Source organism: Maribacter sp. UBA3344 (genome assembly GCF_002362375.1).
In the GTDB taxonomy this organism is placed as follows: Bacteria; Bacteroidota; Bacteroidia; order Flavobacteriales; family Flavobacteriaceae; genus Maribacter; species Maribacter dokdonensis.
Genome location: NZ_DERI01000012.1, coordinates 231,422 through 244,495, shown reverse-complemented (window position 1 = coordinate 244,495; position 13,074 = coordinate 231,422). Strand labels below are relative to the sequence as shown.

Genomic DNA, 13,074 nt, shown 5'->3' with positions numbered 1-13,074 from the left:
TTCTGCTGCAACAAATTAATACAAAGCACTTTGCAGTATCTGCGTTTTAAAAGCTACGGCAATGCAATAGCCTCTAATAGCTTAACGCACCTTTTAGTAAAAATTGTGTACTTGATGATACTGATGTTCACTACTTTAAATGACCAATGTGTTATTATATGTAAGCTAGTCAAGATTTGAGATAGTATTCCCCCAAAACTCTTTAAACATCTTTCTCTATTATGTGATTTTCATCATATTTAAGAATACCCTTGATCTATATTTTTGAAACTTGAAAATTTAGAATCAACAAGTTGTGTTTATTTTAAAAACTACACATTATAAAAACATGATTTTTTAAACAAAAATGTCAGTTTATAAACCATAAATAGTATTCCCTGACAAAATCCTATAAATTTGATAAACACTAATCCCATTTACACGTGAGTAAAGCCATATATATTGTTACTACAGAACCAAATAGTGGAAAATCAATTATTTCATTAGGTCTTATGCAACTTCTTTTAAGTAGAACTGCCAAGGTTGGTTATTTCAGACCAATTATCGATGATGTTCCCAAAGGGAAAACCGACAATCATATTGACACTGTTTTAAGCTACTTTAATGTAGATATGAAGCCTGAAGAAGCTTTTGCATATACACGAAGCCAGGTGGTTCAATTAAAAAACCTAGATAAAGATGATGAAATTGTAGGGCATATTATACACAAGTATAAAACTATAGAAAAAAAGTTCGATTTCGTTTTAGTGGAAGGAACCGATTTTTCTGGAGAAGGTGCCATAATTGAATGGGACATTAATGTTCTTATTGCAAAAAACCTAGGCATACCTGCAGTTATTCTAGCAAGCGGAAAAAACAAAACTTTGGATGAGTTGGTCGGTAATCTTTACATGGCCTATGACTCTTTTAAAGAGAAAGGTGTAGATGTACTTTTAATCGTAGCCAATAAAGTACAACCAGAAAATGTTTCTATTGTTTCTGAAGGTTTAAAAGAAAAACTACCCAATGACATATTGGTAGGTACCATACCTGTAAACCCTATTTTAGGCAGCCCTACTTTAAAGGAAATTGCCCAAGAATTAGATGCTAAAATACTTTTTGGTGAAGATTATATCAATAATCAAGTTGGTAGCTTTAGTGTTGGCGCCATGCAATTACGTAACTACATAACCCATTTAAAAGATGATAGCTTGGTGATTACACCTGGTGATCGCGCAGATATTATTTTAGGGGCGCTACAAGCCAATATTTCTACCAACTACCCTAGCTTGTCCGGTATTGTTCTAACCGGTGGTTTATTACCGGAAGAATCCATTATAAAGTTGATAGAGGGACTTTCAGACATCATTCCCATTCTATCTGTAGCAAGAGGTACCTTCCATGTCACCAATAAAATAGGGACTATTAGACCACGTATTTATGCTGAAAATACCGAAAAAATACAGACCTCAATACAAGAGTTCGAAAAACACATTCCTACCAAAGAACTGGCCGAAAGGTTAATCACTTTTAAAGCTAAGGGAATTACCCCTAGAATGTTTCAATATAACCTTCTGCAAAAAGCCAAATCATCTAAAAAACATATTGTACTGCCCGAAGGTTCAGATGAACGAATTCTGATGGCAACCAAAATGCTGATAGATGCCGAAGCGGTAACCATTACACTTTTAGGCAATAGAGATCAGATTATTTCAAAAATCACTGAACTGGATATTGACATAGACCTTAGCACCATAAACATTATTGATCCTACAACATCTGACAATTTTTTAGATTACTCCACTACCCTGTTTGAATTACGTAAGCATAAAAACGTAAACTTGGCAATGGCCAAAGATTTAATGGAAGACGTATCATATTATGGTACCATGATGGTTTATAAAGGGCATGCTGACGGCATGGTTTCCGGTGCCGTACATACCACCCAACATACCATAAGACCTGCATTACAGTTTATAAAAACAAAGCCTGGTGTTTCTATAGTATCTTCTATATTTTTTATGTGTTTACCCAATAGGGTCACTGTTTTTGGAGATTGTGCCATTAACCCTAATCCTACTTCAGAGCAATTATCTGAAATTGCAATTTCATCTGCCGCTACAAGTGCTGCATTTGGCATAGAACCTAAAGTAGCCATGCTATCGTATTCTTCTGGAGCATCGGGTGTTGGTGAAGATGTTGATAGAGTACGAAAAGCTACTGAAATCATAAAAGATAAAAGACCCGACCTAAAAGTGGAAGGCCCCATTCAATATGATGCAGCAGTTGATGCCAAAGTTGGTTTAAGTAAATTGCCCGAATCTGAAGTTGCAGGACAAGCTAGCGTGTTTATATTCCCTGACTTGAATACAGGAAATAATACTTATAAAGCGGTACAAAGAGAAACTGGTGCCTTGGCGATCGGACCAATGTTACAAGGTCTAAATAAACCGGTTAATGATTTAAGCCGAGGTTGTACCGTAGATGATATTTTTAACACCGTAATAATTACTGCTATTCAAGCAGAAGGATTCTAAACTCATTTTCATGAATATTTTAATTATCAACTCTGGTAGCTCATCTATAAAATATCAACTTTTAGATATGCCTGCGGCAAAGATTATTTGTCAAGGATCTATAGAGCCTATTGGTAGTACCCAAGCTATTTCAACCTATAAAACGGATACACATAAGGTTGAAAAAACCTATGAAATTGCAACTCACAAAGCTGGTCTGGAGCGAATTACTTCTCTTTTGCTTGATGCTGAAATGGGCGTGATCGATAGTACTGAGGAAATAGATGCCATTGGTCATCGTGTGGTACATGGTGGTAAAGATTATGTTGATACTACTTTAATCAATGAAGAAGTTAAACAAAAAATAAAATCACTTTCTCCCCTAGCCCCTTTACACAACCCTGCCAATCTAGAAGGAATACTAATGGCGGAAGAAATTTTTAAATCATCTAAGCAAATCGTTGTTTTCGATACTGCCTTTCATGGAACGTTACCAATAAAAGCTAAAAAATATGCCGTACCCAATATCCTGTTCGAAGAAAAGAGAGTTCAGGCGTATGGGTTTCATGGTACCAGCCACAAATATGTTTCAGAAAAAGCAAATGAATATCTAAGTAATCAAAATACCAAGCTCATTTCCATTCACTTGGGTAACGGGTGTAGCATTACAGCTATTGAAAATGGTAAAAGTATTGATCACAGTATGGGATTTGCACCGTCTAACGGATTGGTAATGGGTACACGAAGTGGTGATATTGACCATTCCATTATTTTTTATATGGTGAATACACTTGGGTATAGTTTAGATGAAGTAAATGAACTTTTGAACAAAAAAAGTGGAATGCTAGGCCTTACAGGTTACAATGACCTACGTGATATTGAAGTAGAGGCGAGTAAAGGTAATACCGACTGCATTCTTGCCTTAGAAATGAATGCCTACCGAATTAAAAAATACATAGGCGCCTATATTGCGGCAATGAACGGTTTAGATGCTATCATTTTCACCGCAGGAATTGGAGAAAACTCCAGTTTAATGCGCCAACTTGTGTGCAAGGATATGGATTGTTTTAATCTTCATTTAGACGACTCCAAAAATGATTTAAGATCTAAAAATGTTAGAGAAATAAATACCACGGATTCTAAGGTAAAAATTCTGGTAATCCCTACAAATGAAGAATTGGAAATTGCCAAACAGGTTTACCAATTAATTAATTAGTTCTAATTATAAGCCTTGGAAATTGTTCTGTAATTGATGGCTAAATTCCAAGGCTTTCCCATATATAATGAACCAGTTTCATATGTCCAATTCTCCTGACATTTGTTTTAAAATTATTTCGGATAATTTGGCTTGAAATTTTGCATTACTAAACCTAACCCTAGCATTTATATAATTAAGTTGTGCCGTTCTAAACTCAATTGTAGGAATGATACCTATTCTATACTTTTCTACCGTAATATCTAGATTTTCCTTGGCTATTGCTTCATTATTTCCTTCCAATTCTATTAAACTTATATTGGTAAGATAGGTTTGATAGGTTGTGCTCAATGTAGATAGTAATTCCTGTTCTTTTTCTTTAATGGCAATGGCTGCATTTTCCAATTCCATTTTTCCTATTTTCTCATTCCTGTTTTGATTGAATCCATCAAACAGATTTAATGTTGCGCCAAATCCGTAACTAAATCCGTTAGACTCAGAACTTGTAGTAAAACCAAGACTAGATTCTGATTTTCCAAAATTATAACCTGTAGTAGCATAAATGGTGGGGTACCTTGATGCCTTAACCTGTTTAAGTTCCAACTCACTAATTCTCTTACTTATTCTCTCTGCATTTAATTCTGGATTATTGGCCATTAATTTAGATTCTAAATCAGGTAACAATAAACTCTGATCAACGAATATTTCGGGTACTGCCTTAAAATCGGTTGTTAAGTCTCTCGCCAATTGTTCGTTCAACTGAATTTTGGTATTTGCATATAGTTCTTTTTGGCGCTGCATTAAAGTTTGATCGGTATTTAAATCTACTTGAGCATTTAAAACTTCCAATTTAGATGCCTTTCCAATAGAGAATCTATTTCTAGCCAATTCTACTCTTTGTTCTGAAATATAAATAGTACTGTCCAAAGCGGCTAATTGCTGTTGTTGTTGTACCAAATCGTAGTAGGTAATCATTACCTCGCCAACCTTGGTCAATACCACTTGCTTTAATTCTTCTGCACCTAATTCCCGGTTCTGTTTCAATTGATCATATGCCGCAAACATACTTAACCCATCAAATAAGAACCAATCTAAAGTTACTCCATAGTCCAAACTATTGTTTTTAGCATTGTCCTGTTCTACTTGAGAACCATCTGTTCTTGTTTGTGATAAATTCTGCACACTATTATTATCTTCAATACTTGCTTCTAAAGTAGGAAGCATACCAGCAAAACCTGGACTTACGGAGACAGAATCAATTTTTAAATTGTTGGCGGCCGTGATGATCTGATAGTTGTTCTTCACCGTAATCTTAACGGCATCTTCAATAGTCAGAATTTCTTGTGCGGCGGCGTTAAGATGTAAAATAATTAAAAATAAAAATGGTAGCTTGGTTATATTCATTCTAGTTGGTTTCAAATACTTTAAACTCCGGTCTCTCTACTTTTTCCCTAGACCACAATAAATACAGGGCAGGTATCACAAAAAGTGTCAATAGCAAAGAAAACATGGTACCTCCTATTATTACTACACCCATACCTATTCTACTAGTTGATGCCGCTCCAAGAGATAACGCAATTGGTAGAGCGCCTAATGCAATGGTTAAACTGGTCATTAAAATAGGTCTTAACCTTGATTCTGAAGCCTTCATAATTGCCTCACTTTTTTCAATACCTTGCTCCCTTAATTGGTTTGCAAACTCCACAATCAGAATACCATTCTTAGTTACAAGACCAATTAGCATTATAGTACCGATCTGGCTAAATATATTCCAAGATTGCCCAAACAACCACAATGAAAACAGTGCACCGGCAACCGCCATAGGCACCGTTAAAATGATAATAAAAGGGTCAATAAAGCTTTCAAATTGAGCCGCTAAAATCAAAAATATCAGTAATAATGCTAGTCCAAATGCAAAGAGTGTATTGGAACTACTCTCAACAAAATCACGAGACTCACCTCCCAAATCAGTGGTAAAGGTATCATCAAGTACATTTTCCTTAATTCTTTCCATTGCGGCAATACCATCATTTATAGTTTTTCCAGGCGCAAGATTTGCTGAAACCGTAGCTGCCATATAGCGATTGTTATGATATAATTGTGGCGGACTACTATGCTCAGTAGTATGCACTAAATTATCCAATTGGATAAGTAATCCGTCCTTGTTCTTTACAAATATAGATGTGAGGTCCATTGGTGCATTCCTATCCTCCTTATCAAACTGACCTATTACTTGATATTGTTTTCCATTCTTTAAAAAATAGCCAAAACGCTGACCACTTAATGACAATTGCAAAGTCTGGGCTACATCTATAACAGATACTCCTAATGTCTCCGCTTTCTCCCTATCTATGGAAACATATAGCTCCGGTTTATCAAATTTCAAATTGACATCTACATAAGAAAAGGTCTCATCATTCTCAGCTTCTGCCATAAATTCCGGTATGTATTCCTTTAACTTATCAAAATTCTGAGCTTGAATAATATACTGTATCGGTGGACCTCCACGTCTATTCACTGAAATAGTTGGGCGTTCCGATACGTTAGATTTTCCTCCTACATAAGCTTTTGCCCATTCACCTAAATCATTGGCTATCTCTCTTTGCGATCGATCACGCTCACTAGGATCCACCAATGCAATATTAGCCCTACCGCTGTTCACAGATGAAGAACCAAAACCAGGTGAAGTCAAAACCAAACTCACCTTTTTTTCTGGTACCGAATCATTTATCAATTCGGTAATATCGGTCATTAACCTATCCATATACTCATAAGAAGAACCCTCTGGAGCATTAACACTTAAACGTATAAAGCTACGATCATCATAAGGAGCCGTTTCTTTTGGTAGAAGAATATAAAATACCGCAATTAAAGCTATACAGCCCGCTAGAATGGGGAAACTCAACCATTTTCTTTTCATAAAAACCCTTAGCGATTCTGCATAGGATTTATTCATTTGCAAAAAGTATTTCTCAGTTACATGATAAAATTTTGTTTGCTTTTGTTTGCCCGGTTTAATCAAGTAGGCATTGAGCATGGGAGTTAACGATAAAGACACAAATGCCGAAATTAGTACAGCTGCTCCAAGTACTACCCCAAACTCCCTAAATAGCCTTCCTACAAACCCTTCTAAAAAGATGACGGGCAAAAATACGGCTGCCAATGTTATTGATATGGATATTACAGCAAAAAATATTTCATTAGACCCTTTGATAGCCGCCTCAATGGGACTCATACCTTCTTCTACCTTTTTATAAATATTTTCCGTCACAACAATACCATCATCAACAACCAATCCCGTTGCCAATACAATAGCCAAAAGTGTTAAAACATTTATTGAATAACCAAACAACCACATTACGAAAAACGTAGCAATTAAGGATACAGGTATATCAATTAAAGGGCGCATGGCCATTGACCAATTTCTAAAGAAAACGAAGATGACCAATATTACCAGAATTACCGAAATAAGTAAGGTCTCGGCTACTTCGGTAACCGCCCGTCTTACAAAGACGGTGTCATCAATTACAATATTCAGTTTAAAGCCTTCCGGTAAATCTTTTTTAAGGTTTTCGTATTCTTCGTAAAAAGCATCTGCGATTTCCAAATAGTTAGTACCGGGTTGTGGGATTACCGCAGTAGCTACCATGGGCTGACCAGAATCGCTCATTTTAGTCTCCATGTTCTCACCCTCTAATGAAGCTTGGCCTATATCACTTAAACGCACTAACTTATCATTATCTGCCATGATAATGATATTATTAAATTGTTCTTCAGTACTTAAATTACCTATGGTCTTTACTGTTAGCTCTGTGTTATTGCCGGTTAATTTTCCCGATGGTAATTCTACGTTCTGTGCCAATAATGCATCTTGTACATCTGAAACCGTTAATCCATATGAGGAAAGTTTTAAAGGGTCTATCCAGAGCCTCATGGCATATCTTCGTTGACCCCAAATTTGCACACTACTAACGCCTGGTATGGTTTCTATTCTTTGAGCGATGACGTTTTCAGCATAGTCGGATAATTCAAGAATATTTTTATTATCGCTCTGAACGGTCATTGACAATATTCTTTGTGCATCCGCATCAGATTTAGACACCACAGGCGAAGAGTCAAGATCATCGGGCAAACTTCTAATTGCTTGTGACACCTTATCCCTAACATCGTTTGCTGCTTCTTCAAGATCTTTGTCTAGATTAAATTCTATATTAATAGAACTTGAGCCTTGTACACTAGATGAGCTTAAATTTCTAATGCCATCAATAGAATTAATGGCCTTCTCCAGTGGTTCGGTAATTTGAGATTCTATAATATCTGCATTGGCACCAGAATATGTAGTTCTTACCGAAACTTGTGCAGGGTCAATTGACGGAAATTCCCTAATGCCTAAATACGTGTAACCTATAATTCCAAAAAGAACCAGGGTCACATTCATTACTATGGCAAGTACCGGTCTTTTTATGCTTAAAGTAGATAGATTCATTATTCCCCTGTTCTTGCTTCTGGTTGATTAAAATCTATTTCCACCGGTGTGCCATTTTTTAAGGCCATTACGCCATAAGTTAAAATGGTATCACCGGCTTTTAAGCCGGTCAACACCCTAACTTCATTTCCAGTTCTTGTACCAATCTCTACATCTATCTCTTTCGCCCTACCTTTTTCAGATATAAAAATGCGTTTACCGTTCTGTACCGGAATCAAAGATTCTGACGGAACTAATAACGCATTATCAACGCTTTCTAAAGGCAAAAGCACGTTTGCGTAAGTACCTGGATAAATTTTCCCGTCACTATTCTCTGCAATTGCTCTCATTTTCAAGGTTCTGGTAGCAATTTCAACCTCAGGTTCTATAGCATACACGGTAGCCTCATGATTTATATTGGCATCTGAAGTAGTAAAAGTGAGATTTGTACCAATCTCTACCTGGGATGCATACTTTTCGGGTATGGAAAAGGTGATTTTAAGTTTACTGGTATTTACCAATTTAGCAATAGGTGTTAATGGTGTAACATAGGTTCCCTTTGATATGGAACGTAAACCAATGGTACCTGAGAAAGGTGCCCTAACAATAGTTTTTGATAATTGGGCTTGTATGAGTTGTGATTCTGCACTTGCGGACTGAAAATCCGCACTTGCAATTTCATATTCTTCTTGACTAATAGCCTGCTTTTCTAAAAGCAATTTTGCCCTTCGTTCATTTTCAGAAGCTAATTTTTGTGCAGTTTGTACTTTTGACAATTGTGCCTGTAGCTCAACATCATTTACAGTAAAAAGTACTTGACCTTCTACCACTTTACTACCTTCCTCAAAATTGATACTCTCTACAACTCCTGATATTTCACTTCTAATTTCTATTTGTTCATTGGCTTCAATAGTTCCAGAGAGAGAAATATTGTCATTAAATTCTTGTTCTTGTAAAACAAGGCCTTTTACGGTTGTAGCTGTTGATGATTCCTCTGACAGTTTAGGCTCTCCAATTTCATTATTGGCATTTATTCTATAAACGATCAAAGCGGTCAACCCTATCAGCAAGATACCGTAAACAATGTATTTTGTTTTCATAGGTGGTGGATTGTTTTTAGTTAGTTTGGCTACTAACAAATCTAAACCTAAACACCTATTTTGGGGATATCTTAAGCTATATTTAACAAGGTTTTAGCACCATATTTTCAACTATATAAAAAATGATATCAAAGACTATCATAAAGGCAATTAAATATGACTTCAAAATTTAAAAATGGTTTAGTATACCTTATTATTTAACATTTTTTAACCTCTCAGAATTTATACGCTGAACATATTTACACTAAGATAACAGCACAAACTGTTTAATAAAAAAGACGGTGCCTTAGTAGAACGTTTTCGTTCTCTAAAACACCGGATCTTGAACTGTATATTCTATTTCTAGAACAATTATTTATGCTTCACAACTAGCACAATCTTTCTTTTGCTTGAATTTTTGGGCAGCATTCATACTATGTTGGTAGTACAATGACTTCAATCCTAATTTCCATGCGGTTACGTGAATCTTATTGATTTCCTTAACTGGCATTTCTGGATGAACAATAATGTTAACGGATTGACCTTGATCAATATGGTTCTGTCTATTTGCTGCTTGATAGATAATATCCATCTGGTCAATTTCTGAATAGGTTTTAAATACATCTTTCTCCAAATCAGAAAGGAAATCTAAATGCTGTACAGATCCATCAAAATCACGAATGCTTCTCCACACCTCAGTGGTATTCATACCTTTCTCCTCTAAAAGATCAACTAAGAACGGATTTCTTATGGTTGTCTTTACCTTGGCAATATCCTTTACGTATGTATTTGACCAAATTGGTTCTATACCTTGAGAAACCTGACCTAATATGAATGCAGATGACGTTGTAGGTGCAATTGCATTCAATGTCGCATTTCTTCTTCCAAAACCTTTTAAAACCTTTGGCTCTCCAAATTTATCTGCCAACTCTTCAGAAGCACTGTAGGACTTCTCTTTAATTGTCTTAAATATCTCACTATTTAGATTATAGGCTTCTTGACTGTTAAAAGGCAACATTTTAGATTGCAATAATGAATGCCAACCTAATACTCCTAAACCTAGCGCTCTGTTATCTTTTGCAAAATTATAAGCGCGTTCCATGAACAAAAAGGTTTGACGATCTTCCCTATTTTCAGAATCGCGGTATACTTCTAATTTTTCACAGAATTCCGTAATTACAGCATCTAAAAAGAATACCATAGTTTCTACAGCATCTGTATCTTTCCATTTATCGTAGTGAAGAACGTTTACAGAAGACAATACACATACAAAAGACCACTCGTCACTAGATGGCAACATAATCTCCGTACATAGGTTACTAGCATAAATCTTATGACCTTTTTCTTGGTATACATCTGCAGCACCATTGTTGGCATTATCCTTAAAGAAGATATACGGGTAGCCCATTTCACCTCTTCTCTGTAAAACTTTGGCCCAGATAGAACGTTTTTCATTGTCACCATCTACCATTTCTTGCATCCACTCATTCGTAACAGTTACGCCATGAGTCAATTCTTGAATAGGGTTACCTTCAGTTCCAATTTCCAAAAACTCTTCAATATCAGCGTGTTCTACCGGTAAGTAAGGAGAAAAACGACCTCTACGTACAGAACCTTGGCTTACGACATCTACCATAGATTCAAAAAGCTGCATAATATGTACCGCACCAGATGCCTTCCCATTATTTTTAACTTCTGCTCCCCTATGTCTAATATTACCAAAGTAACCAGAGGTACCACCACCTAATTTTGACATCATACCTACTTCAGATTGGGTGTACAAAATGTTACCCATATCATCGGCTATATTAGAGCCAAAACAGCTAATTGGCAATCCTCTTTCTTTTCCAAAATTTGACCATACCGGAGATGCCAATGAGTAAAAACCTTCACTCATATACCCATAGAACTTATCTGAAAAACCAGGCATACCTAATATTTTCTCCGCTCTATCTGCAATTTCACGAATACGGGTTTCGGCTGATACTCCCGGAGTTAAATAACCAGAAGCCAAGAAGTTACGACTATCTTGATTTAACCACTTAAACCCTTCTTCTTTGTCTTGTTTTATACTTTTAAGCGCTTCTTTTCTTGCTTGTACCAGTTCATTAGAACCATTCAGCTTAATTTCTTCTTTTACGCTAGTCTCTAAGTTAATTTTTGAATCGTTCATTTAAAATAAGTCGTCACTGGTTATACTTTGTGTTCTTTTGCTATAGTTAATGGAGCGCTTTACGAAGAAATCGCCATGTTTGGTACCGATTATCTCATCATCAAACCATTCTGTCTGAGATAATAATTCTTCGTCTACCTCAAATATTTTTTCGATTCCAATACTTTCTATCGAATCATTAAATCTCTTTTTAATGAATTCCTTGATTAAGTTTTTAGGAAGGAAATCTATTTCACCTGCTTCAAAAATCCAATCTATAATATCACTCTCGGCCAAGAATGCATCTTTACACATATCTTGAACAGTACTATTAAATTCTACGTTAAACCATGTAGGATTCTCGTCTTTTATAATATTGATGATGTCAATTCCGAAATCGCCATGAATCTGTTCTTCTTTTGAGGTTGCTTCAACGACGTTAGAGATACCTTTAAACATATTCTTATGTTTATTAAAGGCCATGATAATCAAGAACTGAGAGAACAATGATACGTGCTCAATGAATAGTGAGAACAATAAAATTGATTCAGAATACTCTTTGTTGTCTTCACTTTTAGAGTTCTTAAGAGCCGTTTCCAAATAATGAACCCTTTTCATTATTACAGGCTTTTTCTTCAAGTTCTTGAACTCTGCATTTAAACCTAATATTTCCAACAAATGAGAATACGCATCATGATGTCTTACTTCACTTTCTGCAAACGTTGCACCTACAGAACCAATTTCTGGTTTTGGCATCTTATGGTAGATATCTCCCCAGAAGCTCTTAACCGCAACTTCAATTTGGGAAATGGCCAACATCGCATTTTTTATGGCATTTCTTTCAATGTCATTCAAGCCGGTCTTAAAGTCTTGAATGTCACTTGTAAAGTTAAATTCCGTATGTATCCAATATGAATGTCTAATTGCCGATACATATTCGTACAATGCTGGGTATTCATATGGTTTTAGATTCACTCGCTTTTCAAAGATGTTCGATTTTCTTTTCTGTGCTTGCTCATTTCTATATAGAATATATCCCTTAGCAACATCAAAGTAACCGCCTTCCATTAACTTGTTCTCAACGAAATCTTGAACCTCCTCTACTGTAGGAATATAATTATCGTCTAATTTCTTTCTTTCTAACAGTGCTAAATGCACATTATTGGAAATTATTTCAGCTTCACCAGGACCACCATGTTCAACGGCTGTCATAGCCTTTAAAATAGCATTTGTAATTTTGTGTAAATGGAAGGGTTTTGTTGAAAAATCCCGTTTTATGACCTGTGTGATTTTCATGTTAAAATAATGTTAATGATGAACTAATTAAGCGAGGTGTAAAGTTCCAAAATTAATCACCTTATTTTCACATTTACCTCGTTAAGCTTTTAACATGGTTATCAACAATTGCAATTTTAACTAAAAATAGAAGAATGCCAACCTTCTCCAAATCACACACTAAATAACTTTAAATCAATGTCTTATATTGATAAATTTAAATTCTAAATTTAGATTTGCTTAAAGAATTACTTCAGCTAATAATTGTATAAATAATTTTTAATAAAGTTGGCTATAGTCATTTTTTTCTAATAACATACTATTAACATTGATGTAATTTTTTACAATTTAAGTTGACCAACTTAAGTCGTTTTTCTTCAATATAATAGCTTTACCCATCTGTCTAAAAAATT

The 13,074-nt window shown here is 35.4% G+C and carries 7 protein-coding genes; 2 read left to right on the top strand and 5 right to left on the bottom strand.

Annotation, left to right across the window (positions count from 1 at the left end):
- Positions 1–422 precede the first annotated feature (422 nt).
- Complete coding sequence (pta, locus tag B2Z27_RS10285) at positions 423–2,516, top strand: phosphate acetyltransferase (protein WP_286813576.1); 2,094 nt, start codon at positions 423–425, stop codon at positions 2,514–2,516.
- Positions 2,517–2,526: 10 nt separating this feature from the next.
- Positions 2,527–3,711 carry an acetate/propionate family kinase gene (locus B2Z27_RS10280; protein ID WP_286813575.1) on the top strand — a complete coding sequence of 395 codons (1,185 nt, stop codon included), beginning with the start codon at positions 2,527–2,529 and terminating at the stop codon, positions 3,709–3,711.
- Between the two features lie 78 nt (positions 3,712–3,789).
- On the opposite strand, the gene B2Z27_RS10275 is transcribed toward B2Z27_RS10280, so the two are convergent.
- The 5 genes from B2Z27_RS10275 to B2Z27_RS10255 all read right to left on the bottom strand — a co-directional run bounded on the left by B2Z27_RS10275 (position 3,790) and on the right by B2Z27_RS10255 (position 12,682).
- Positions 3,790–5,094 carry a TolC family protein gene (locus B2Z27_RS10275; protein WP_286813574.1) on the bottom strand — a complete coding sequence of 435 codons (1,305 nt, stop codon included), beginning with the start codon at positions 5,092–5,094 and terminating at the stop codon, positions 3,790–3,792.
- 1 nt (position 5,095) lies between these two features.
- Positions 5,096–8,176: an efflux RND transporter permease subunit gene (locus B2Z27_RS10270; RefSeq protein ID WP_286813573.1), complete on the bottom strand. Its 3,081-nt coding sequence runs from the start codon at positions 8,174–8,176 to the stop codon at positions 5,096–5,098.
- Complete coding sequence (locus tag B2Z27_RS10265; RefSeq protein WP_071339822.1) at positions 8,176–9,255, bottom strand: efflux RND transporter periplasmic adaptor subunit; 1,080 nt, start codon at positions 9,253–9,255, stop codon at positions 8,176–8,178. The genes B2Z27_RS10270 and B2Z27_RS10265 overlap by 1 nt, the downstream gene beginning before the upstream one ends.
- Before the next feature lie 355 nt (positions 9,256–9,610).
- The gene (locus tag B2Z27_RS10260) at positions 9,611–11,407 is read right to left on the bottom strand and encodes a ribonucleoside-diphosphate reductase subunit alpha (protein WP_071339823.1); all 1,797 of its coding nucleotides are present in this window, start codon (positions 11,405–11,407) and stop codon (positions 9,611–9,613) included.
- Positions 11,408–12,682: a ribonucleotide-diphosphate reductase subunit beta gene (locus B2Z27_RS10255; protein ID WP_058105478.1), complete on the bottom strand. Its 1,275-nt coding sequence runs from the start codon at positions 12,680–12,682 to the stop codon at positions 11,408–11,410. It abuts the gene before it with no gap.
- Positions 12,683–13,074 lie beyond the last annotated feature (392 nt).